We start from the raw sequence: 22,580 nt of genomic DNA on the forward strand, positions 1-22,580 counted from the left end.
TTACTGGGAATTTGTTAAGATGGAAATTAACCAGTCAGGGGACAGGGAAAAATATGAGATACAGCAGAAAGCCGATTCGGTTTAAAATCCTTCCGATGCCTTCATGGCTGCGTACAACGGACGGACTTTATCAGATATATAAGGATAAGAATACTCTGTTTAAGCACGGAAAGGTCTATTATGCCGTACTCCTTCAGGCTAATGTTGCTCTGTTTGATCCGAAGAAAAGAGGAGATTATCCCGCTAATTTTATCTATACCACAGATGAGTTCGGTGAATCAGATCCTGAAATTCTGAAGGAAACAGCGCATACCATTTTTTCATACAAGGATAAAGACCCGGAAACAATACCGGAACAGTACAGAAAAGCAGCATCGATAGTGACAGCTGAAACGGACAGGACTTCTCTTGAATTTCCGGTTACGGTAGATGACAGAGAGATACCGGTCAGATTTATGTCCGTAATGGTATTCCGGAAGGACATTCCGGGAAGATTTATTCAGGGCAGTGTTTATCCTATATTAGCCGCACCTGAATTGTGCGATTCTATTATGATTTTGCCTCAGAAATACTGGACCGGAGAGTTTATCGCCTGGAAGACGGGTATGCTGTGATGGAAGTGACAGGACCTTATTTAGACCATGTATTTAAACGACGAAGGAAATATTATGATAAAGAAGAATGATAGATTATGAAATCACTAAAGGAGTCTTTTATAGGGATTATAGTGCTGGTACTGATATTTGCCGGAGTGTCTTTTTTTATGAGATGTCCGGAAAGCTATATTGGTTACGGAGCGCTTAAAGAAATACGTTCTGATCTGCTTTTGAAAATGATACCCCATTCTTTGTGGACTTTGCTTTGTACTGGTCTGCTTATATTTTATCTGGTGGCTGTGTTCCGTGAGATCAGAGAAATATTAAGCAGGATAATTGCAAAGAAAATGGAGTACCGTGAATATAAAAAGTATTTTAATGATTTTGGCTACTATGGAATAATGGATAAACCAAAAGGTTCTGTAATTCTGGAGTGCATTAAATATGTTATAGCTACGGTCACTATACTGGCGATATATTTTGCGTTCGGAATTACGTTTGTGCCATATACTAAGGAATATCTGGACATGAATATTTTTGCCAAAACCAAACTGTTATTTGACGTTTCCAGTGATATTAAAACAGAAGAAACAGTTACGGAGGAATATAATAATTATATCCCCATGCAGAGTGAAGAGAGAGGAACAGCCTACTTTTATATTATCTGTTCGAATGATAATACAAGCAAACATTTCTCAATCGGAAGCAAAGATTACGAAGAATTAGCCGAATACGGAGGCATGTACCAGAAATCGCTTACCGTTGAATACTTTAAAAAATCCGGTTTTATAAAGAATTATGATATCAGAGGGAAAAAGTATGACTGGGCTATCAAAACACAGGAAGATATGGATATGTCATATGACAAGGTGGAAATAAGGCTGGAAGACAATATGGTGTATCGCCCTGAACATATGGAGAGTTACGGTGAGATAGGCTGGGTCATCAAGCGAAACGGAGAACCTGTAACTCCGATCATTCGTGACAATACTCCTTACACGATATATGCAACTTATTATGACCATACTGATATTTCACAGTACATCCAGGAAAAGGGAGACTATGAGGTTTATCTTTCGAAAGTTGCAATACCGAATAACAAAAAATTTGCTTTCAGTATCAGCAACAGTATTGAATTAACGGTGAAATAAAAAACTGTATTATATTATGTGTTATAAGTCGGTTAAAGCTGAAAACAAATAACCTTTGATTTACAATAATGCGATTAATACTCAACATCATTCGCCTAATGTATTGACTTTTTTAATTCTATTCCATATAATTAGGAGAAACAAAATGAGCATTAGAAAGGCGACAAAATCTGATTTTGATATAGTTAAACAAATCACTCATACACTGCTACTCTTTCAGGTTCTAACCATCCGAGCATAAAGTGGTTTAGTGCATTTATCGTACTATCACCATTTTCTCCGATGAATGCAGAAATTACGCTCATATCTGCATTATCTTCAAAATTTGTTGCATGAATTTTACATAATATGCTATCTTGGTTATACCGCTTGCAATAATTCTGTACCAGAGATTAATAAGTTCTCTAGGATTATTACACTTGACAATAATAAGATATCATGATATTATTAGATTACCAAAAAGGTAATTTAAATCACGGAGATATGTATACTTGGAAATCATATATAAAGACAAGAAAACAGAAAAAATATGCACAAGTCTAAAAGCTGCAAAAAAAGAGTTATCAGCTTATGCTACGGATTTGATGGCTAAAATAAATTTTATTGAAGGCGCCGTATCTTTTAATGATATTCGATCATATATACCTTTTCATTGCCATCCATTACAAGGGGACATGGAAGACTATTGGTCACTTGATATAAAAGGTAGAAAATGCTCATGGCGACTCATAGTTGCGCCGCTTGATGCTGAACAAAATATCATAAAAGCAGGAGCAGATTTTTCTAAAGAATGTGTTCAAATTAAAATCATATTAGTTGAGGGGGTAAGTAATCATTATGAGTAAAGAAAATAACAACGAACTTATGGCTTTCCATCCTGGATACTATATTGATGAAATTATTGAGGAAATGGGTATTACTCAGGAAGAGTTCGCTATTCGTTTAGGAACTACACCAAAAACAATCAGCAAATTAGTTAATGGTGAAACAGGAATCTCTAATGATCTTGCGTTGAAATTAGCGTCACTTTTAAATTCCAGTCCTGAAACATGGCTGAATTTGCAGAAGTCATATGATGCTAAAATGATTGAAATTAAAGAAAAAGAACAACTTGAAAAACAGGTCGAACTTATTAAACAGATCGACTATAGTTATTTTGTTAAATTAAGTTTTCTGCCTGATACGCGAGATTCGATTGAGAGAATAAAAAATCTTTGTTCATTTCTTTCTGTAGCGAGACTTGGAATTCTCCTTGAAAAAGATTATAATGTATCCTATCGAAATGGAATTAGGGATGAGAAGCAAAAAAACATCCTTAATGCAAATGTATGGGTAGAAACTGTTACTAAAATTGCAAGGGAATCGGAAGCTCAAAAGTTCGATTTGAAAAAATTTAATGCAGCTGTATCTGAAATTGCGGAAATGACATTAGAACCTTTTGATAATATAATTGATAATGTAAAAGAAAGACTTGCTGATTGCGGTGTAGTTCTCGTTCTTTTACCTTATTTAAAAGATTCAGGACTTCATGGCTTTGTTAAATGGCTCGATAAAGGGAAAGCTGTTATTGCAATAAGTGATCGAAAAAAATCGATAGATTCATTTTGGTTTACCTTTTTCCATGAAGCTCGTCATGTTCAGCAAAAAAAGATTAAGCAAATTAATTACACTTGGAATGAAAGCGATTCTATTATCAGTGATGATGAGGTAGATGCTAATGAATTCTCACAGTCTATCCTTATTCCATCGGAAAAGTATCAAGTTTTTGTATCTAAGAACGTTTTTTACTAATAGCTCAGTAAAGAACTTTTCAAAAGAAATTAATCGCCATCCAGGAATTGTTGTAGCTAGGTTGCAGAATGATCAAAAGGTTCCTTATGCATCTAGATTAAATGAATTGAAAACCTCTATTGAGTTATAATTTCTTTAAAGGTAAACCCGTAAAAGTCCCAGAAACTGCACAAATCACTGCATAAACAGGAGGTTTATACCTATGATAAAGATTATGTTTGTCTGTCATGGCAACATATGCCGTTCGCCGATGGCTGAATTTGTAATGAGGAAGCTTGTAAATGAAGCTGGCTTGTCAGATGAGATATCTGTTGCATCGAGTGCGACCAGTACGGAAGAAATCTGGCACGGGCATGGGAATCCGGTTTATCCACCGGCGAAAGCTGAGCTGAAGAAGCATGGAATCAGTGCGGACGGGAAGTGCGCTGTGCAGCTGCATGCTTCGGACGGTGACAAGTACGATTACTTTATAGGCATGGATACCATGAATATACGTAATATGAAGCGCATTCTCGGTAACCGTTATGATGATAAGATATATAAGATGATGACATTTGCCGGTCGTTCTGATGATGTTTCGGATCCGTGGTACAGCGGTGATTTCAGAAGGGCTTACAGTGATATTGAGGAAGGATGCAAAGGACTTCTGGAGTTTTTAAAGGAAAGGAATTTTTGATTATGATACAGGACATTTACCCGCATAAACTTAATAATCAGTACGACCTGAAAGCAGTTCCTTCACCGAACAGTCCGGTTCTTGTATTTGACGGACCGAAAGTTCTTGCTGATACAAACGGATGGTTCAGAATACCGAGTGCTGAGGAGATCGGAATGGATAATGAATTCATTTTTCTCTTCAGGCTGGATGACACTGCTTATTTTCTTACAAGAACTTTCAAGGATGAACTTCCGGGATATAAATTCACTGATGTAAGAGAGATCCGTGATCTGAAGGAAGCTGAAAATCATCATAAATTTGCGGTGATGACCGGTAAGCATTTAAGTGACTGGTACCGTGATTTTACTTTCTGCGGCAGATGCGGAAAAAGGATGAACCTATCTGATAAGGAAAGGGCTATGGTTTGTCCTGAGTGCGGAAATACTGCTTATCCGAGAATTATGCCTGCTGTAATTGTCGGTGTAATAAACGGTGACAGCATTCTTATCACCCGTTACAGAAAAGGATATCAGCACAATGCCCTTGTTGCCGGCTTTACTGAGATCGGCGAAACGCTGGAAGAAACAGTTGCCAGAGAGGTAATGGAGGAGACTGGTGTCCGCGTTAAGAATATCAGATACTACAAGTCACAGCCGTGGGGAATGGCGAGTGATCTTCTTGCCGGATTTTTCTGTGAAGTGGACGGCGATACTGAAATTAAAATGGATGAAAACGAACTTCAGTATGCAGAATGGGTAAAGCGTGAAGATGTCGTTCTTCAGCCGGGACGAAACAGTCTTACAAATGAAATGATGATGGCGTTCAAAGACGGCCGCATATAAAAAAGAAACCTTCGTGATCTCAGATACGCTGATCACGAAGGTTGTTTTTATTGGAGCACCGGGATTTGAACCCGGGAATGACGGAGTCAAAGTCCGTTGCCTTACCGCTTGGCTATGCCCCATAATTACAGTGCATTTAGAGAAAAGCACTTGGAATATTATATCATAAACAGCAGGTAAAAGTCAATAGCTTCATTAAAATATCTGTCCAGTCCGCTTTTTAGAAATATCGTGGATAACAAAGCATTATTAAGAAAAACACACCCTGATTTACGTGTTAAAATAACGTATTTCAGGGTGTTACTGTTTTATCAGTTTATTTCGGCAAATCTTGTCGTGAGAATTACTTCTGAAAGATATTTATTGTCGTTCGGATAGAGATAGAGGAACATAAGGATCCCGTTTTCACCGTCCGGCTGGAACACATATTCGGTTCTGTATGCCTGACCGGCTCCGCGCTGGTACTTGCCGCTGTAGTACTGATACCTTGCGCCGTAATAGGTGGTAATGTTTGCGGAAGGGAAGGAACCGATCTTTTCATCTGGGTTAATGTTGCCTATGATCGCCTTTTCTACCTGTTCAGTGCTTTTTATGTCTGATGTTGTTTTCAAAAGATCCTTGTCAAAGTAGCAGACAAACAGTGATTCCGGTACTTCGCTGGTATTGCCCGGAGTTTTGTTGAGCACGTACTGATATCCTTCGATTATTCCAAGATCGTTTTTAGCTATATCAGCCTCGATCTTTTTCCATCCGGATGGAATATAGTATTTTACTCTGCCGCCGCCAAGTGTTCTTTCCGTCGAAGCTGTTTTGTCGAAAGATGTTCCGTCAAGGGTGTAGTAGATCTCGGATGATCTGACAACAGGAGCGTCGATGACTTTTCGTACTTCTGTAAGTTCAGGTTTTCCAAGCGTACAGCTAACTCTTCCGTAAACTGCGATCTTGTCCTTGAAAGAGTATTTCAGATTAAACGACTTGTTTTTATCGAAGGTACATTTAATTGCTCTGTAGTCTTCGTCCATTACAGACAATCCTTTGTTGTCAGAGCTTTCGAATAGTCCGGACAGAAGAACGAACTGGTTATTGTACTTCGCCTGAGCAGATTTGCTGTCACGGGAAAAATCATTAAGAAGTGCATCGACAGTTATATATCTGTAAACACGGTTTGCCGATGTATCTATCTCAACCGATGAGTTGAATAAAGTGAAACTGCTTAGAGAAATGGCAGTGACAAGCAGTATTATCACAGCCAGAATATTATGTTTATTTCTGATCATAGCCTGTCCTCCGTTTTATTCAAATGAAAGTTCGAAATCGTGTTCTGAGCGTACTGCTTTCAGAGCCTTAAGTACATCGCGGTAAACGTGCGCTTCGGCATAGTCATCCACAAGGCTGATCTTCATTCCGTCTTTCAGATCCATGCTGACTTTTTTTGCAAGTTCTTCTGCACCGGATACAGATTTCTGATTGTATGTTATTTTTTCGTCGCGGACTGTTATCACAAGCATTTTTGAAGATGAATTCTGTGAACCGGACTGTTCAGTATCTGAGTCGTTTCCCTCATCTTCAAAAACAGCTGCTCCGCCCGGAGATGAGATCTCGATTGCTTTTTCAAGATCTATGAGTTTACGGCTGTCAAGAAGTTCAACAGCTTTTTCGCCCCATGAACACAGGGCAAGTACAGTCGCAAGCAGAAAAATGATTTTAAGTGATTTTTTCATTATACTTCTTCCGTTTCGTATTTAAATCCCATTTCTTTGAGCAGTGCCTTAACAGCTTCATACTTTGAGGCAACTGCATAGCTGTCAGCTATTATTACGGTATTTTCTCTTGGTACAAGGTCAAGCTTATCACGCAGATCATCAGTATTTCTGCATTCGTCCTTACAGAATCTGATTTCATTTCCCCTGACAAGTATGTAGTAAGTGTACTTGTTTCCGTTATTGTCGATGTATTTTCCGTCTTCGGAAATCTTGTCCCATTCACCGGGAGTTTCCTCAGAAATATAATGCTGTTTATATTTACGGTAAAACCAGAAGTCTTCACCTTTCTGGGCATAACCCCAGCACCAGCCGATAAAAGCAAGAGCGAGACCGGCAAGAGATGCGATCATGGAATATGAAGCAAGTTCACGTCTGTGTTTCTTACGGAACACCTTTGTGCGCTTGTCTTCCTCGAGTTCGAGAAGGCCGAAAATGGAACGTATTTTTACCACAACAGGAGAAAAGCCTATCAGGAGTAAGCCTATGATCCCGGCAAGAGCCATCAGAAGACCAAGAACTACAAGAATAACTGGTATCATGGCATGACCTCACTGAGATTTCCCTTGATGTAAACATTGCCGTATTTGCCTGAAAGTTCGTTCAGGATCTCTGTTACGGCTTTTTCATCACGGTAGAGTATTTTCTCATCGTCGTCATTGAGAGAAAGAATAACAGGTGAGTCGGTATTTGATTTAATGAATCCTTCGAGAGTTTCTTTAAACTCATTAAAAGATTCTTCTGTGTCACTGCCGACAAGCGGGAAAGATTTCAATTCATTTCCTTCGGCGAGCAGCTTTATTTCACGTTTGTGGAGTTCTTCTTTATTATACGGAACAGCAATAGATACAGCGATAATGTATTTGTTTACATTATCCATTGTATCGATCATATTTTCGTAAACTGCAATATTATTTTCCGCTTCTTCCATCATCGCTTCTGCTTCAGCCTGCTGCTCTGCAAGTGTGTTTTCCTGACTTTTAGATGCAGTGAACTGTCCGGCCATTACAACGAGCAGGACAATGAAAATAACATCGAGCAGGGAAGTCAGATCGATGATTATATCGTTCTTTTTATTACGTTTGTATCTTCTCATGTTTAATGTACCTTACTTGTCGTCATCTTTATTTGTTTCGTACATTTTGGCAAAGTCAAGTTTCTTGTAGTAGTCTTCGAGCATTACATCTACGTCATTTATAGTTTTGGAAGGGCAGAATGCATCGAATATTTTAAGACCAATAGCGAAAATAAGGCCTGAAAGGGTAGTAGTCATTGCAGTATTGAGTGAGGAAAGCATTTTTTCAATATTGTCCGCAGCTACTTCCTGAACGAGGCCCCAAACTGTACCGAGAACACCCATAAGCGGAAAAACAGGTATAAGCTGCGCAAAAACGTTATGCCATGAGTTGGATTTATCAAATTCGTTTTCGTGTTTGCGTATTGTATCAGGTGTAACGGATGAATCTTCATCATCTATTTCCTCAAGTTCGTGAGTATCCTGATTGGTGCGGTATCTTCGGTTCTGCCTTGTAATAAGTTCATTTATATGATTTTTATGTCCTGAAAGAACAGTGTAGTTCTTATACATTGCAAGAAAAAGTGCGATACCGAGACAAATTATTATTACGTTTCCCGGATTAGTAAGTCCTTCTAAAAAAGCTGCCATCATAATTCTCCTTAAAATTTATTATTATAGGGAAACACTGATTAAATCGGAAATCCGGCTTCGCCGGATTTCCGGAAGGGGAATTTGCGGGGCTTCGCCCCGGTCCCCTACGCTGATTTATGAATAAATCAGCGTTTCCATAGTATTTACGTAAATAAACCGGTTAAACCGAACGTAAAATTATTTTCTGTGTGCTATTCTAATTTTACATTATTAAGAGATGAAATTCAAGTGTTCTTCGCTCAAATCTACTTGAAGCAAATAATAAAGTGCAGTATAATTATAGTCAGTGACAATTGATTTGTCGATTTCGTTTTTAATCATTAATGAAGGCACTGAATATCATCAGGCTTCGCATCAGAAAAGAGGTATATATGGATAAAATAAGATGGGGCATAATAGGAACAGGAAAAATAGCACGTACTTTTGCGGAAGCGATAAGAGGTACTGAAGACGCGGAATTTTATGCAGTCGCTTCAAGAACTTCTGAAAAAGCTGAAAAATTCGCTTCGGAAAACGGAGCTGCAAAAGCTTACGGCAGTTACAGGGAACTTGCTGAGGATGAAAATGTTGATGTTGTTTATATCGCAACACCAATGGCGTCACATTACGATGATGCAAAACTCTGCATCGAAAACGGCAGGAACGTCCTTTGCGAGAAATCACTTTCTTTAAATGCTTCAATGACAAAGGAGATCATTGACTTTGCGGAGGAAAAGAATGTTTTTTTCATGGAAGCGATGTGGATGAAGTGCCGTCCGGTATATCTTAAGGTGCTTGAATGGATAAATTCCGGAAAAATCGGCAGACCGAACTTCATAAAGGCAGATTTCAGCAACTACATTCCTTACGATAAAAACGACAGACTTTTCCGTGCTGACCGCGGAGGCGGTGCACTTCTTGATCTCGGAGTTTATCCGCTTACATTTGCACATGCGATTTTCGGATATCCGGATGAAATAATAAGCAAGGCCGAAATAAGCAGTGACGGAGTGGATATCAACAACACCATTCTTTTAAAGTACAGTGACGGACGTTTTGTTTCCGCAGATAACGGTTTCCGTCTTCAGCTTTCAAATAACGCAATGGTATCAGGAACCGAAGGTTTTATAACTCTCGGAAACTGGTTTCACTGTACAAGCGAAGCGCTGCTCTATGACAATAACGCACAGGTTACGGAAAAATTCATCTGCGAGCCGGAGATAAACGGATATGAATACGAAATACGTGAGGTTCATGAATGTCTCCGTAAAGGCTTAAAGGAAAGCGCACTCGTTCCTCATGAGGGAACAATTGAAATCATGAAAATAATGGACGAATGCAGAAAGCAGTGGGGATTGAAGTTCCCGCAGGAAAACTGATACATTCATTTCTGTATCTGTAATTTCTGAGAAGGGAATAAACACTCCGGAAATCAAAATGTAACTGATTTGTAACCAAAATGTTATTGTTTAAAAAGCCGATTTTTGGTATAATAAATCATATATGCGTCGGGCGTAAACCCTGTTGCAAAATTTGATAAAGGAGTGTTACTCAATGGGTAATGAAACCACAACTAATAGTGGCTGGCGTTCAAACAAATGGGTGCGAGCCGCTATTCCCGCACTGCTTCTGCACTGCAGTATCGGTACGGTTTACTGCTGGTCGATCTTCTCACAGGAAATTTCAGAGTATATCGGCTATTCAAAGGGTGCGGTTGAATGGGCATTCAGCTTCGCTATCTTCTTCCTCGGAATGTCTGCGGCTTTCCTCGGCAACGTTGTTGAAAAGGATATCCACAAATCATCTCTTATCGCTACTATCTGTTTTTCAGTAGGTATGGCCGGAACAGGATTTTTCATCAGATACGGCGGTTTACATAAGGGCAGTCCTCTTGCTCTTGTAGGCATTTATATCTGCTACGGCTTTATCATGGGTATAGGCCTTGGTACAGGTTATCTTTCACCTGTAAAGACACTTATGCTCTGGTTCCAGGACCGTAAAGGTCTCGCAACAGGTCTTGCTGTTGCCGGTTTCGGTGCTGCCAAGGCTATCGCTTCACCAATTATGCAGGGTATGCTCGAAGGCCTCGGTGAAACAGGTATCTACAAGATGTTCTTCATCCTTGCAGGTGTTTACTTCGTAATGATGTTCGTTGGTCATCTTCTCCTTGCAAAGCCTGCCGGCTGGGTTGAACCTACAGGCAAGGGCGAAAAGCCTTCTATCATGGCTACTCTTAAGACAAAGCCTATCACAAACTATATCGGTATCTGGGTAATGTTCTACATCAACATTACATGTGGTCTTGCTCTTATCTCTCAGGAAAAGATGATCGTTAAGTGTGTAGGTCTCGTAGCTTATGCAGGTCTTATCTCAACTATTTCAGCAGTATTCAATGCAGGCGGACGTCTTGGTTTCTCTGCATGGGCTGACACAATGAAGGACAGAAACACTATCTACAAGCTTATCTTTATACTTTCTATCGCATTTACAGGTCTTGTAATGTTAACTCAGGGTATCAAGAACGGCGAAGGCAACGGACTTCTTATCTTCCTCGTACTTGCACTCATCTTCATTGTAAACGCTGGATACGGCGGTGGCTTCTCAAACGTTCCTACACTTCTTTCTGACCACTACGGAATGAGCTCTATTTCCGCTATCCACGGTATCACACTTTCAGCATGGGCTTTTGCCGGACTCACAGGTAATCAGGTTGCTACATACATTGTAAACCACTCAGGTGAGTTCATTGAACACGGTACTGACGCTACAGGCAAGGCTATCATGATCAATCCTGTAGGATACCAGAACGTTCTTTATTTCACAATAGCACTTTATATAGTTGCTCTTCTTCTTTCACTCTTCCTCGTTCGTAAATCTGACAAGGCTCTTGCAGCTGAAAAGAAGTAACAGTAAAATATTAAGGAAACACTGATTCCCCGGAACCCGCTTCAAAGGTTCCGGGGTTTTGTTTTGATGTAATGTATAAAAAACTGTTTTTTTAAGGTCAAGTTTTATAAATTTTTTTTTGACAAAAGTGTTGAAAAAACGAATAGAATATTGTATAATATTTTGTAGACGACTGTATAATCAGATTTATGAGGTGTTGTTATGAATTACAGAATATCATTTTCTTCTTCATGTTCTTCAAGTAACAGCATACCTGTAAATTTTTATAGATATATTGTATTCTAATAACTGTGACTATGTCGCAGTTATATTTGTTTTAGGAGGTTATTTCAGACATGGCAAAGAAAGTAGCTATAATTATGGGCAGTGACAGTGATCTTCCTGTAGTTAAAGATGCAGCAAAGGAACTTAAGAATTTTGGTGTTGAGTTTGAGATACATGTAATGTCAGCTCACCGTACACCTGAAGAAGCAGCTGAGTTTTCAAAGAATGCAGCAGCAAACGGTTTCGGTGTTATCATTGCTGCAGCAGGTATGGCAGCTCATCTCGCAGGTGTTCTTGCAGCCTATACTATTCTTCCGGTCATCGGAATTCCTATGGAGTCATCACGTCTTGACGGTATGGATGCACTTCTTGCAACAGTACAGATGCCTAAGGGCGTTCCTGTAGCAACAGTTGCTATAAACGGTGCAGCCAATGCTGCACTTCTTGCAGTTCAGATTCTTGCCCTTTCAGACAGTGATCTTGCTGCAAAGCTTACAGACATGAAGATTCAGATGAAAAAGACAATCGCTGAAAAGGATCAGAAGCTCCAGAATACCATCAAGGAACTTATCTGATTTTAATAATAAATTAAAGTAATACATATCGCGTAACAGCGGGAAACGGAGTTATTATTATGGAAAATTTACAGAAAACTGAACAGCTTTACGAAGGAAAGGCTAAGAAGGTATTCGCAACATCTGATCCTGACTATGTAATCGTATCATACAAGGATGATGCTACAGCATTCAACGGCGAAAAGAAGGGTACAATTGCCGGCAAGGGCGTTATCAACAACAGAATGACAAACTACATGTTCGGACTTCTTGAAAAAGCCGGCGTTCCTACACACCTTGTCAAGGAGATCAACGACCGTGAAACCATCGTTAAGAAGGTTGAGATCGTTCCTCTCGAAGTAATCGTAAGAAACGTAGCAGCAGGAAGCTTCTCAAAGAAGCTCGGCATTGAAGAAGGCACACCTCTCAAGCAGCCTACACTCGAATTCAGCTACAAGAACGATGACCTCGGCGATCCTTTCATCAATGACTACTATGCACTTGGTCTCGGCCTTGCTACTAAGGAAGAAATCGAAACAATCACAAAGTACGCTTTCATGGTAAATGACTTCATGAAGGATTTCTTCAAGAAGATGAACATCGACCTCATCGACTTCAAGATCGAATTCGGCCGTTTCCACGATCAGATCATTCTCGCTGACGAGATCTCACCTGATACATGCCGTTTCTGGGACAGCACAACACATGAAAAGCTCGACAAGGACCGTTTCCGCAGAGATATGGGCGGCGTTGAAGAAGCTTACCAGGAAATCATGAAGAGACTTATGGGTGAATAATCGATGGGCGGATTTTTTGGAGCTGCTTCAGAACACAGCTGTATAACAGATGTGTTCTTCGGAACTGACTATCATTCACATCTCGGTACGAGAAGAGGCGGTATGACCGCTTACTCTGCAGCAAAGGGTTTTCAGAGAGCTATCCACAGCATCGAGAATTCTCCTTTCAGAACAAAGTTTGAAAAAGACATTGAGGACATGGAAGGCAACATGTGTATCGGCTGCATCAGCGACACAGATCCTCAGCCAATCCTTGTTCGTTCAAAGCTTGGTGTATATGCTGTCTGTACAATCGGTATCATAAACAATGCACGCGAACTTGAAGAGGAACTTCTCGATTCAGGCTGCGCAAGTTTTGAAACAATGAGCAGCGGAAGCATCAACTCAAGCGACCTTGTAGGTGCTCTCATCGCTCAGAAGCCAACATTTACTGAAGGTATCAGATACGTTCAGCAGAAAATAAACGGTACAGTATCACTCATGATACTCACAAAGGACGGTATCATTGCTGCCAGAGACAAAGAGGGAAGACTCCCGATCCTCGTAGGTAAGCGTGATGACGGATACTGCCTTTCATTCGAATCATTCTCATACCAGAAGCTTGGTTATGAGACATGCTACGAACTCGGACCTGGAGAAATAATCAATCTTACTTCAAAGGGTTACGACATTCTTTCAGAAAGAACAAACGATCTTAAGATCTGTTCATTCCTCTGGACCTACTACGGCTATCCTACAGCTGTTTATGAAGGCGTAAACGTAGAAGTTATGCGTACAAGGAACGGTGAGATAATGGCCGAGCAGGATATGGCAAACGGCAAGCTTCCTGATGTTGACTATATCTGCGGTATCCCGGATTCAGGTGTTCCGCATGCTATCGGTTATGCTAACCGAAGCGGCATCCCGTTTGCAAGACCATTTATCAAGTACACTCCTACATGGCCGAGAAGCTTCATGCCTCAGAACCAGACAATCAGAAATCAGGTTGCCAAGATGAAGCTCATTCCGGTACACGAACTTATCAGCGGCAAGAAGCTTCTTTTCGTTGATGACAGTATCGTAAGAGGTACACAGCTTCGCGAAACAGTTGAATTCCTTTACGCAAACGGTGCGAAGGAAGTTCACATGAGATCAGCATGCCCGCCTATCATGTACGGATGCAAATATCTCAACTTCTCAAGAAGCAATTCAGAACTTGATCTTATCGCAAGAAAAATAATTGATGAGTTCGAAGGCGAAGAAGGCGTTAAGTACATTGCTGAATACAGCGATACAAACACTGAACGCGGCCAGAGACTCAGAAACGAGATCTGTAAGAGACTTAAGCTTACATCTCTTGAGTTCCAGTCACTTGAAGGAACTGTAAAGGCAATCGGTCTTCCGGCATGCAACCTCTGCAGCTACTGCTGGGACGGCAAGGAATGACGCGGACAAACAACTCATACGGAGGATAATAAATGAAAAGTTTTTCAGAAAGCTATAAAGAAGCCGGCGTTGACGTAACAGCTGGTTATAAGGCTGTAGAGCTCATGAAGGCTCATGTTGCAAAGACAATGACAAGCGGAGTTCTCTCAGGCATCGGCGGATTCGGCGGCCTTTATGAAATTGATCTTACTGGTATCAGCAAGCCGGTACTCGTTTCAGGTACAGACGGCGTTGGTACAAAACTCAAGATCGCTTTCCTTATGGACAAGCACGACACAGTTGGTATCGACTGCGTTGCTATGTGTGTAAACGACGTTATCTGCTGCGGTGCAAAGCCACTCTTTTTCCTTGACTACATTGCAGTAGGCAAGAACTATCCTGAAAAGGTGGCAAACATCGTTTCAGGTGTTGCTGAAGGATGTGTACAGTCAGGTGCTGCTCTTATCGGCGGCGAAACTGCAGAAATGCCTGGTTTCTATCCTGAAGATGAATATGACCTCGCTGGTTTCACAGTTGGTGTTGTTGACAAGGACAAGATCATCAGAAATGAAACACAGAAGGCAGGGGACGTTATGATTGCTCTTCCTTCAAGCGGTGTTCACTCAAATGGATTCTCACTTGTAAGAAAGGTGTTTACAGTAAGCGAACAGAACCTCGCACGTCACTACGGTGATCTTGGCAAGACTCTCGGTGAAGTTCTTCTTACACCTACAAAGATATATGTAAAACCTGTTCTTGAACTTCTTAAGGCTGTAAATGTAAAGTCTATCTCACATATTACAGGCGGCGGTTTCTACGAAAACATTCCGCGTTCACTTCCTGCAGGCATCACAGCTTCTATCGAAAGATCAGCTGTTAAGGTACTTCCTATCTTCGATCTTATCGCTAAGACAGGCAATATTCCTGAAAGAGACATGTTCAATACATTCAACATGGGTGTCGGCATGATCGTTGTTGTAGACAAGAACGATGCAGACAAGGCTATTGCTGCTCTTAAGGCTGCCGGTGAAGACGCTTACATTCTCGGTGAACTCGTAAACGGCGAAGAAGGCGTAATTATTAAGTAATACGGGGGATAATCGATGAAAAATATCGTTGTTCTCGTATCAGGCGGCGGCACTAATCTTCAGGCACTTATCGATTCTGAAGCACGCGGCGAGATAAAAAACGGGAAGATCACCTGTGTTATCTCATCTAATCCTGAAGCCTACGCTCTTGAAAGAGCATCAAAGGCAGGAATAAACACTGTAGTTATTCCAAGAAAGGAATACAAAGACAGTGTCGCTTACAGTAAGGCAATACTTGAAGAACTTGATAACCAGAAGGCAGACCTCATAGTTCTTGCAGGATTTATGACTATACTTGACAGGTGCGTTACTGAAAAGTATCCTTACAGGATCATAAACGTTCATCCTGCTCTGATCCCGTCATTCTGCGGTGAAGGTTTCTACGGACTCAAGGTTCATGAAAAAGCTCTCGAATACGGTGTCAAGGTCTCAGGCGCTACCATTCACTTTGTAAACGAAGAAGCTGATGCAGGTGCGATCATACTTCAGGGTACGGTAAACATTGAAAATGATGACACACCTGAAGTTCTTCAGAAAAGAATAATGGAAAACGTTGAATGGAAGCTGCTTCCTAAGGCTGTTTCACTTTTCTGTGAAGACCGTATCTCGATCCGCAACGGAAAAGCTTACGTTGACTGATTTAACAAACTGATGTGTACTTCCGGCGGACAGTTCTTCCGGAAGTACTCTGTAATAAAAAAATAGGAGAAACCATACTTATGAAAATGCTCGACATTTATGAAGAACTTAAAAAGAATTCATATCCTGGCAGAGGTATAGTTATCGGCAGATCAGCTGACGGAAAGAAAGCTGCGACTGCTTATTTCATCATGGGAAGAAGCGTAAACTCACGTAACCGTGTATTTACAGCTACTGATGACGGTATCGTAACAGAAGCTGCTGATCCTTCAAAGCTCTCTGATCCGCACCTTATCATTTATGCACCGGTAAGGAAGCTCGGTAACATCACAATAGTTACAAACGGTGATCAGACGGATACTATCTACGATAACATGGCTAAGGGCCAGACTTTCGAACAGTCTCTCAGAGAAAGAGAATACGAAGACGATGCTCCGAACTACACACCAAGAATTTCTGGTATCATGGAGATCGAAAACGGTAAGTACAATTATTCAATGTCTATTCTCAAGTCTGCAGACGGCGATCCATCATGCGTAGAAAGATTCACATACAACTATGCTGCACCTATCGCAGGTACAGGTCACTTCATCCACACATATATGGGTGACGGAAATCCGCTTCCAAGCTTTGAAGGCGAACCTGAAAAGATCTCTGTTCCGGATGACATAAATGAATTTGCAGATAAGCTTTGGAATTCTCTTAATGCTGACAACAAGGTTTCTCTTTTCGTTCGTTACATTGACATTGCAACAGGCGCTGAAGAAACTAAGATCATAAACAAATTTGAAAAGATCTGATTGTGGAGGAAAAACAAATGGCAAATGAAATGCTTTTAAAATACGGCTGTAACCCAAACCAGAAGCCGTCAAGAGTTTACATGGCTGACGGCAGGGATCTTCCAATTGAAGTTCTTAACGGAAAGCCGGGCTACATCAATCTTCTTGATGCTTTCAACGGCTGGCAGCTTGTAAAGGAACTTAAGGCAGCTACAGGTTACTGTGCAGCTACATCATTCAAGCACGTTTCACCTGCAGGTGCAGCTATCGGCAAGCCGCTTACAGAAACTGAAGCGAAGATCTACTTTGTTGATGATCTCGGCGAACTCACACCAATGGCTGCAGCATATGCAAGAGCAAGAGGCGCAGACAGAATGTCCTCATACGGTGACTTCATCGCTCTTTCTGATGAATGCGACGCATGCACAGCAAAGATGATCCAGAGAGAAGTTTCTGACGGTATCATTGCACCTTCATACACAGATGAAGCTCTTGAGATCCTTAAGTCCAAGAGAAAAGGTACATACAACATCATAAAGATCGATGCTGACTATGTTCCGGCGCCTGTAGAAACAAAGCAGGTTTACGGTGTTACTTTCGAGCAGGGAAGAAACGAACTGAAGATCGACAATGACATGCTCACAAATATCGTAACTGACAACAAGGATATTCCGGATGACAAGAAGGATGACCTCGTTATCGCTCTTATCACACTTAAATATACACAGTCAAACTCAGTATGCTACGTTAAGAACGGTCAGGCTATCGGTATCGGTGCTGGTCAGCAGTCAAGAATCCACTGCACAAGACTTGCAGGCAACAAGGCTGATATCTGGTGGTTAAGACAGCATCCAAAGGTTATGGGTCTCCAGTTTGTTGACAACATCAGAAGACCTGACAGAGATAACACAATTGACGTTTACATCTCTGACGAATACGAAGATGTTCTTGCTGACGGCGTATGGCAGACACTCTTCAAGGTAAAGCCTGAGGTTCTTACAGCTGCTGAAAAGAAGGAATGGCTTGCAAAGAACAAGGATGTATGCCTTGGTTCCGACGCATTCTTCCCGTTCGGCGACAACATCGAAAGAGCCAAGAAGAGCGGTGTTGCTTACATTGCTGAACCAGGCGGATCAATCAGAGATGATCATGTTATCATGACATGCAACAAGTACAACATTGCCATGGCATTTACAGGCATCAGACTTTTCCATCACTGATAACCGTAACACTATTTGAACTAATCAGATTTTATATCAGTATATCGCAGTGTACATTGTGCAGCTGCGATATACGTTTATATAACAAGGAGGTATTATTCCCATGAATGTACTCGTAATCGGCGGCGGCGGACGTGAGCACGCTCTTGTAATGAAGATACATGAAAGTGAAAAGGTTGATAAAATTTACTGTGCACCTGGTAACGGCGGTATTTCCAGATACGCTGAATGTTTCAGCGATGTCAAGGCAACTGATATTGAAGGTGTTGTTGCACTCGCTAAAAAAGTAAATGCTGATCTTGTAGTTGTAGCACCGGACGATCCGCTCGTACTCGGAATGGTCGATGCCCTTAACAAGGAAGGTTTTGCAACATTCGGTCCTAACAAGGCTGCTGCAATCATAGAAGGCAGCAAGGTTTTTTTCAAAGGATCTTATGAAGAAGTACAATATTCCGACTGCTGAATACAACGTATTCTCATCAGCTATCGAAGCTGTAAACTACATCAAGGAAAAGAACGAGTATCCTACAGTAATCAAGGCTGACGGTCTTGCACTCGGAAAGGGCGTTATAATCGCCCAGAACTTTGAGGAAGCTGAGGATGCAGTCAAGTCTATTATGGAAGACAAGATCTTCGGTGCAAGCGGTTCAAAGATCGTTGTTGAAGAATTCCTTACAGGTCCTGAAGTTTCAGTGCTTTGTTTCACAGACGGCAAGACACTTAAGCCGATGATTTCTTCAATGGATCACAAGAGAGCTCTTGACGGTGACCAGGGTCTCAACACAGGCGGTATGGGAACTGTAGCTCCTAACCCTTACTATACAGACAAGGTTGCTGAAGAATGTATGAAGACTATCTTCAGACCTACTATTGAAGCAATGAACAATGAAGGCAGAACATTCAAGGGATGCCTTTACTTCGGCCTTATGATCACACCAAAGGGTCCTAAGGTTATTGAATACAACTGCCGTTTCGGTGATCCGGAAACACAGGTAGTACTTCCTCTTCTTGATACAGACATCATCGACATCATGATGGCTATATATGATGACAAGCTTGATACTGTAAACGTAAGATGGAAAAATGAATCTGCAGCATGTGTTGTTATGGCCAGCGGCGGATATCCGAAAAAATACGAGACCGGCAAGGAAATTAGCGGTCTTGATGCCAAGGGACAGGTAAGCGGTGCATTTGTTTATCATGCCGGCACAAAGTATGATGACGGAAAGTTCTTTACAGCAGGAGGACGTGTACTTAACGTAACTGCAACCGGCAAGACACTTAAGGAAGCTCTTGATCAGTCGTACAGCTGTGTAAAGAAAATTTCATTTGAAAATCATCATTTCCGTACTGATATCGGTGCGAGAGCTCTTGCAGCTGAAGATCAGTAAAACCCGATGTGAGGTGATCTGATTGAGCCGTCTTGACAAAATCAAAACCTTCAGAGGACTTACATGGGTAGGTCTTCTTGCCAACAGCATGTTTGTTCTGTTCATCATCGTAACTCTCATCTATTATTCCTACTACCTCAGAACAGGCAACATTGTACCTGTAGTTGAAGCTATTGCCTATGCAATTGAAGTATCAGGTTTTCTGCTTATGCTGCTGAACGTGGTTGGCTATGCAGTTAAACTCAGAGGCCGTCTGCCGCTGAAGATCGCTATGTCCGTCTATTTTCTGATGGAATTTATTATTATGATCTGCGATTTCAACCTGATCGATGTTTCTGAGTTCTACACACCAGCTTCAAAAGCACTTATTATTTCACACTGTGTATTCTCAACGGCAGTAGTTATGTTCTATATGCTCATCGAAAAGGAAAACACGGTTTTACAGAAAGCCACAACTGTAGCAGCAATAATATGCATGCTTGCATGTTTTGCGATAGTATTCAATGTACGTGTGTACGCTTCTGTTCTTGTTAATTCCATTGCGTATATAGTTCTGTTTTCCGTTATTCTGTTTTATGACAACAGAGGCGTAATATATCCGGACTGTTACGGAGAAGAACAGAAGACTTTTTCAGATTCAGGATTTTTTGAATAGTGATTAAAAAACATGAACCGAAATATTTGGTTCATGTTTTTTATAATAATAAAAACGATATGCATATCTGCGTTTGCGTCTATGCACGATAAATATAAAAGGAGAACTGATGGATCAGGAAACAAAGAAAACCAAAGTCATTCTCGCTGCTGTTGACACAGGAGAATATGACATTGAAAGCTCGTTAGCCGAACTTGAAGAGCTTGCGAAAACTGCTGACGGTGAAGTTGTGGGTGTTATTACACAGAAAAAGCCTGCTTTCGATCCGGGATTCTGCATGGGTGCGGGAAGACTTGAGGAGCTTGCGGATATCTGTAAGGAACTTGAAACAGAACTCATAGTATTTGACCATGAACTTAGTGCAACACAGATCAGAAATATCGAAGATATTACCGACGTCCGCGTAATTGACAGAACAATGCTTATTCTCGATATTTTTGCTGCAAGAGCCAGAACAAGTGAAGGTAAACTGCAGGTAGAACTTGCACTTCAGAAGTACAGGCTGCCGCGCCTTACCGGTATGGGTGTCGAGATGTCACGTCTCGGAGGCGGTATCGGCACCAGAGGCCCTGGTGAAACCAAGCTTGAAACTGACCGCCGTCATATAAAACGCCGTATCACTGCTCTTGAGGAGGAGCTTAGGAACCTCGGCGAGCGCAGAAAACGAATGAGAGCACGAAGAAAGAAGGACAGCGTACTTACTGCGGCCATAGTCGGATATACCAACGTAGGCAAGTCAACTCTTCTGAATGCCCTTACTGAAGCCGGTGTTCTGGCAGAGAACAAGCTTTTTGCAACCCTTGACACAACCTCACGCTCGATCGAACTTCCTGACGGAAGAAGCGTTATGCTTATTGATACTGTAGGACTTATCAGAAGACTCCCTCACAGTCTTGTTGAAGCTTTCAAGAGTACGCTTGAAGAAGCAGCGGAAGCAGATCTCATTATCGAGATCATCGATTCATCATCGCCGGAGGCAGCTGAACAGATAAAGGTCACTCATGATCTTCTTGCTGAACTCGGATGTGAGGAAACTCCTCATATATATGTTCTCAATAAATGCGATAAAGGCGAACCGCTGATCAAACTTCCTTCTGACGTACCGCAGGTAAGGATCTCGGCAATAAACAGAACAGGGTTTGATGAACTTCTTTCTCTTGTGGTTGCAAATCTGCCTGAGACATTAAGGAAAATGAAACTTCTTATTCCTTACAGCCAGACAGGACTTACAGGAAAGATACGTGAAAACGGCAGAGTAATTAATGAAGAATACGCAGAAAACGGCGTGATCACAGAAGCGCTCGTGGATATAAGACTGCAGAAGCTCTGCGAACAGTACCTTACAGAATAAGAACCATGGTCTGTTAAGGAAACGGGGAAACCCTGCATTTTCCTCGCCGGCTTAAATCGTTCTGATCAGTGAATCACTGTCAGCGAAAGGATGTTAAATATGAATACAGTTCTGCTGGAACAGCTTATCCAGCTTTTTATGATAATGGGTGCAGGGTATGTTCTTTTCAAACTTAAATACATTGATGTTCCGTTCACTCAGAAACTCACAAGGCTTCTGCTTGATGTAACTCTACCGCTTATGATACTTGCTTCAGTCATGAAAGACGACGGCGAGAAGGATTACGGTAAAGTAGGTGCAGTTTTCATTTTTTCGTTTGCTCTGTACGTGTTCATGACAGTTCTGAGTATAGTTACAGTCAAACTGCTTCATTTTCCTTCTAAGCAGCAGGGAATATACATGTTTATGTGCATGTTCTCAAACACCGGATTTATGGGATATCCGGTCATCAATGCGCTATTCGGTTCAGAAGCTATGATATATGCAGCTGTCGTCAACGTATTTTTCAATATTTTTGTTTTCACTGTCGGCATCGTTATGATAAACTATGACGGCAGAAAACAGAAGGGAAGCAGTTCTGTAACTTCTCTTATTGATTTGAAGCACCTTCTCACGCCGGGTACACTGTGCTCGCTTGCCGCTGTGCTTCTCTATTTCCTGCCGGTTCATTATCCGACAGTACTTACAGGATTCTGCAGTACAATAGGCGGTCTTACTTCCGGACTTGCAATGCTCGTGATAGGCGCGACACTTGCAAAGATACCGGTAAAGAGCATATTTAACGACTGGCATGTGTATTTATTTACTGTGGTACGTCAGGTGGCATTTTCATTTATACTATGGCCGCTTCTGAAACTTACAGTTAGTGATGACCTGATAAGAGCGGTAATGTTCATTCTTATGATAATGCCTGTCGGAAATACAGCAGTTCTTCTTGCCGGAAGATACGAAAAAGACGAGGAACTTGCTGCAAAGACGGTTTTTGTAACTACTTTCGTTTCAATTATAACGATCCCGTTATGTCTTGATATTCTGAATGTAATCTGATAATATAGAGATACGGGGAAAGCATTTTTTTTTAAAAC

At 41.2% G+C, this 22,580-nt stretch carries 23 protein-coding genes, 1 tRNA gene and 1 pseudogene; 19 read left to right on the top strand and 6 right to left on the bottom strand.

Features of this window, described 5'->3' with window-relative positions; all coding sequences use genetic code 11:
* Nucleotides 1-53: 53 nt before the first annotated feature.
* From CC97_RS04340 to nudC, 6 genes are all read left to right on the top strand, one after another.
* Complete coding sequence (locus CC97_RS04340) at nucleotides 54-614, top strand: hypothetical protein (RefSeq protein ID WP_044973984.1); 561 nt, start codon at nucleotides 54-56, stop codon at nucleotides 612-614.
* A 149-nt stretch (nucleotides 615-763) separates the two neighbouring features.
* On the top strand, nucleotides 764-1,747 hold the full coding sequence (locus CC97_RS04345; protein WP_044973985.1) for a hypothetical protein: 984 nt from the start codon (nucleotides 764-766) through the stop codon (nucleotides 1,745-1,747).
* A gap of 491 nt (nucleotides 1,748-2,238) precedes the next feature.
* On the top strand, nucleotides 2,239-2,592 hold the full coding sequence (locus CC97_RS04350) for a hypothetical protein (protein WP_049962685.1): 354 nt from the start codon (nucleotides 2,239-2,241) through the stop codon (nucleotides 2,590-2,592).
* Complete coding sequence (locus tag CC97_RS04355) at nucleotides 2,585-3,538, top strand: HigA family addiction module antitoxin (RefSeq protein ID WP_049962686.1); 954 nt, start codon at nucleotides 2,585-2,587, stop codon at nucleotides 3,536-3,538. Before CC97_RS04350 ends, CC97_RS04355 begins: the two co-directional genes overlap by 8 nt.
* Nucleotides 3,539-3,740: 202 nt before the next feature.
* Nucleotides 3,741-4,214, top strand: a complete 474-nt coding sequence (locus CC97_RS04360; protein WP_044973986.1) for a low molecular weight protein-tyrosine-phosphatase — start codon at nucleotides 3,741-3,743, stop codon at nucleotides 4,212-4,214.
* Between the two features lie 2 nt (nucleotides 4,215-4,216).
* Nucleotides 4,217-5,038, top strand: coding sequence for an NAD(+) diphosphatase (gene nudC, locus CC97_RS04365; RefSeq protein ID WP_044973987.1), 822 nt, complete (start codon nucleotides 4,217-4,219; stop codon nucleotides 5,036-5,038).
* 50 nt (nucleotides 5,039-5,088) lie between these two features.
* Here nudC and CC97_RS04370 read toward each other — a convergent pair.
* From CC97_RS04370 to CC97_RS04395, 6 genes are all read right to left on the bottom strand, one after another.
* A tRNA-Gln gene (locus tag CC97_RS04370) sits at nucleotides 5,089-5,160 on the bottom strand.
* A 189-nt stretch (nucleotides 5,161-5,349) separates the two neighbouring features.
* Nucleotides 5,350-6,315, bottom strand: a complete 966-nt coding sequence (locus CC97_RS04375) for a hypothetical protein (protein WP_044973988.1) — start codon at nucleotides 6,313-6,315, stop codon at nucleotides 5,350-5,352.
* 15 nt (nucleotides 6,316-6,330) lie between these two features.
* Nucleotides 6,331-6,759 carry a hypothetical protein gene (locus tag CC97_RS04380; protein WP_044973989.1) on the bottom strand — a complete coding sequence of 143 codons (429 nt, stop codon included), beginning with the start codon at nucleotides 6,757-6,759 and terminating at the stop codon, nucleotides 6,331-6,333.
* Entirely contained in the window at nucleotides 6,759-7,340 is a 582-nt protein-coding gene (locus CC97_RS04385; protein WP_044973990.1) for a hypothetical protein, read from the bottom strand. Before CC97_RS04385 ends, CC97_RS04380 begins: the two co-directional genes overlap by 1 nt.
* Nucleotides 7,337-7,894, bottom strand: coding sequence for a hypothetical protein (locus tag CC97_RS04390; RefSeq protein ID WP_044973991.1), 558 nt, complete (start codon nucleotides 7,892-7,894; stop codon nucleotides 7,337-7,339). The genes CC97_RS04385 and CC97_RS04390 overlap by 4 nt, the downstream gene beginning before the upstream one ends.
* A gap of 12 nt (nucleotides 7,895-7,906) precedes the next feature.
* Nucleotides 7,907-8,464, bottom strand: a complete 558-nt coding sequence (locus CC97_RS04395; RefSeq protein ID WP_044973992.1) for a MotA/TolQ/ExbB proton channel family protein — start codon at nucleotides 8,462-8,464, stop codon at nucleotides 7,907-7,909.
* Nucleotides 8,465-8,838: 374 nt separating this feature from the next.
* On the opposite strand from CC97_RS04395, the gene CC97_RS04400 reads away from it, so the two are divergent.
* The 13 genes and pseudogenes from CC97_RS04400 (at nucleotide 8,839) to CC97_RS04460 (ending at nucleotide 22,542) form a co-directional block, all read left to right on the top strand.
* Nucleotides 8,839-9,825: a Gfo/Idh/MocA family oxidoreductase gene (locus CC97_RS04400; RefSeq protein WP_044973993.1), complete on the top strand. Its 987-nt coding sequence runs from the start codon at nucleotides 8,839-8,841 to the stop codon at nucleotides 9,823-9,825.
* Between the two features lie 175 nt (nucleotides 9,826-10,000).
* Nucleotides 10,001-11,353 (top strand): OFA family MFS transporter, encoded by a 1,353-nt coding sequence (locus tag CC97_RS04405; RefSeq protein ID WP_044973994.1) that lies wholly within the window; start codon nucleotides 10,001-10,003, stop codon nucleotides 11,351-11,353.
* Between the two features lie 335 nt (nucleotides 11,354-11,688).
* Nucleotides 11,689-12,192 (top strand): 5-(carboxyamino)imidazole ribonucleotide mutase, encoded by a 504-nt coding sequence (purE, locus tag CC97_RS04410; protein WP_044973995.1) that lies wholly within the window; start codon nucleotides 11,689-11,691, stop codon nucleotides 12,190-12,192.
* 59 nt (nucleotides 12,193-12,251) lie between these two features.
* Nucleotides 12,252-12,968 (top strand): phosphoribosylaminoimidazolesuccinocarboxamide synthase, encoded by a 717-nt coding sequence (purC, locus tag CC97_RS04415; RefSeq protein WP_044973996.1) that lies wholly within the window; start codon nucleotides 12,252-12,254, stop codon nucleotides 12,966-12,968.
* A 3-nt stretch (nucleotides 12,969-12,971) separates the two neighbouring features.
* The gene (locus tag CC97_RS04420) at nucleotides 12,972-14,393 is read left to right on the top strand and encodes an amidophosphoribosyltransferase (protein ID WP_044973997.1); all 1,422 of its coding nucleotides are present in this window, start codon (nucleotides 12,972-12,974) and stop codon (nucleotides 14,391-14,393) included.
* A 32-nt stretch (nucleotides 14,394-14,425) separates the two neighbouring features.
* Nucleotides 14,426-15,460, top strand: coding sequence for a phosphoribosylformylglycinamidine cyclo-ligase (gene purM / locus CC97_RS04425; protein ID WP_044973998.1), 1,035 nt, complete (start codon nucleotides 14,426-14,428; stop codon nucleotides 15,458-15,460).
* Between the two features lie 15 nt (nucleotides 15,461-15,475).
* Nucleotides 15,476-16,099: a phosphoribosylglycinamide formyltransferase gene (gene purN, locus CC97_RS04430; RefSeq protein ID WP_044973999.1), complete on the top strand. Its 624-nt coding sequence runs from the start codon at nucleotides 15,476-15,478 to the stop codon at nucleotides 16,097-16,099.
* 80 nt (nucleotides 16,100-16,179) lie between these two features.
* A complete protein-coding gene (locus CC97_RS04435) occupies nucleotides 16,180-16,899 on the top strand; it encodes an IMP cyclohydrolase (protein WP_044974000.1) in 720 nt (239 codons plus the stop codon).
* 17 nt (nucleotides 16,900-16,916) lie between these two features.
* Nucleotides 16,917-18,098 carry a phosphoribosylaminoimidazolecarboxamide formyltransferase gene (locus CC97_RS04440; RefSeq protein ID WP_044974001.1) on the top strand — a complete coding sequence of 394 codons (1,182 nt, stop codon included), beginning with the start codon at nucleotides 16,917-16,919 and terminating at the stop codon, nucleotides 18,096-18,098.
* Between the two features lie 103 nt (nucleotides 18,099-18,201).
* Nucleotides 18,202-19,489: pseudogene (purD, locus tag CC97_RS04445) on the top strand (phosphoribosylamine--glycine ligase).
* A gap of 22 nt (nucleotides 19,490-19,511) precedes the next feature.
* Nucleotides 19,512-20,144 (top strand): hypothetical protein, encoded by a 633-nt coding sequence (locus CC97_RS04450; RefSeq protein WP_044974002.1) that lies wholly within the window; start codon nucleotides 19,512-19,514, stop codon nucleotides 20,142-20,144.
* Between the two features lie 109 nt (nucleotides 20,145-20,253).
* A complete protein-coding gene (hflX, locus tag CC97_RS04455) occupies nucleotides 20,254-21,495 on the top strand; it encodes a GTPase HflX (RefSeq protein WP_044974003.1) in 1,242 nt (413 codons plus the stop codon).
* Between the two features lie 99 nt (nucleotides 21,496-21,594).
* Complete coding sequence (locus tag CC97_RS04460; protein ID WP_044974004.1) at nucleotides 21,595-22,542, top strand: AEC family transporter; 948 nt, start codon at nucleotides 21,595-21,597, stop codon at nucleotides 22,540-22,542.
* The last annotated feature ends 38 nt before the right edge of the window (nucleotides 22,543-22,580 follow it).

This window comes from Ruminococcus sp. HUN007 (assembly GCF_000712055.1).
Classification (GTDB): Bacteria; Bacillota; Clostridia; order Oscillospirales; family Ruminococcaceae; genus HUN007.

What these genes read in the sequence shown, in the direction of transcription:
- CC97_RS04340 (WP_044973984.1), top strand. Translation starts at nt 54, where the DNA reads ATGAGATACAGCAGAAAGCCGATTCGGTTTAAAATCCTTCCGATGCCT.
- CC97_RS04345 (WP_044973985.1), top strand. Translation starts at nt 764, where the DNA reads ATGAGATGTCCGGAAAGCTATATTGGTTACGGAGCGCTTAAAGAAATA.
- CC97_RS04355 (WP_049962686.1), top strand. Translation starts at nt 2,585, where the DNA reads ATGAGTAAAGAAAATAACAACGAACTTATGGCTTTCCATCCTGGATAC.
- CC97_RS04360 (WP_044973986.1), top strand. Translation starts at nt 3,741, where the DNA reads ATGATAAAGATTATGTTTGTCTGTCATGGCAACATATGCCGTTCGCCG.
- nudC (WP_044973987.1), top strand. Translation starts at nt 4,217, where the DNA reads ATGATACAGGACATTTACCCGCATAAACTTAATAATCAGTACGACCTG.
- CC97_RS04375 (WP_044973988.1), bottom strand. Translation starts at nt 6,315, where the DNA reads ATGATCAGAAATAAACATAATATTCTGGCTGTGATAATACTGCTTGTC.
- CC97_RS04380 (WP_044973989.1), bottom strand. Translation starts at nt 6,759, where the DNA reads ATGAAAAAATCACTTAAAATCATTTTTCTGCTTGCGACTGTACTTGCC.
- CC97_RS04385 (WP_044973990.1), bottom strand. Translation starts at nt 7,340, where the DNA reads ATGATACCAGTTATTCTTGTAGTTCTTGGTCTTCTGATGGCTCTTGCC.
- CC97_RS04390 (WP_044973991.1), bottom strand. Translation starts at nt 7,894, where the DNA reads ATGAGAAGATACAAACGTAATAAAAAGAACGATATAATCATCGATCTG.
- CC97_RS04395 (WP_044973992.1), bottom strand. Translation starts at nt 8,464, where the DNA reads ATGGCAGCTTTTTTAGAAGGACTTACTAATCCGGGAAACGTAATAATA.
- CC97_RS04400 (WP_044973993.1), top strand. Translation starts at nt 8,839, where the DNA reads ATGGATAAAATAAGATGGGGCATAATAGGAACAGGAAAAATAGCACGT.
- CC97_RS04405 (WP_044973994.1), top strand. Translation starts at nt 10,001, where the DNA reads ATGGGTAATGAAACCACAACTAATAGTGGCTGGCGTTCAAACAAATGG.
- purE (WP_044973995.1), top strand. Translation starts at nt 11,689, where the DNA reads ATGGCAAAGAAAGTAGCTATAATTATGGGCAGTGACAGTGATCTTCCT.
- purC (WP_044973996.1), top strand. Translation starts at nt 12,252, where the DNA reads ATGGAAAATTTACAGAAAACTGAACAGCTTTACGAAGGAAAGGCTAAG.
- CC97_RS04420 (WP_044973997.1), top strand. Translation starts at nt 12,972, where the DNA reads ATGGGCGGATTTTTTGGAGCTGCTTCAGAACACAGCTGTATAACAGAT.
- purM (WP_044973998.1), top strand. Translation starts at nt 14,426, where the DNA reads ATGAAAAGTTTTTCAGAAAGCTATAAAGAAGCCGGCGTTGACGTAACA.
- purN (WP_044973999.1), top strand. Translation starts at nt 15,476, where the DNA reads ATGAAAAATATCGTTGTTCTCGTATCAGGCGGCGGCACTAATCTTCAG.
- CC97_RS04435 (WP_044974000.1), top strand. Translation starts at nt 16,180, where the DNA reads ATGAAAATGCTCGACATTTATGAAGAACTTAAAAAGAATTCATATCCT.
- CC97_RS04440 (WP_044974001.1), top strand. Translation starts at nt 16,917, where the DNA reads ATGGCAAATGAAATGCTTTTAAAATACGGCTGTAACCCAAACCAGAAG.
- hflX (WP_044974003.1), top strand. Translation starts at nt 20,254, where the DNA reads ATGGATCAGGAAACAAAGAAAACCAAAGTCATTCTCGCTGCTGTTGAC.
- CC97_RS04460 (WP_044974004.1), top strand. Translation starts at nt 21,595, where the DNA reads ATGAATACAGTTCTGCTGGAACAGCTTATCCAGCTTTTTATGATAATG.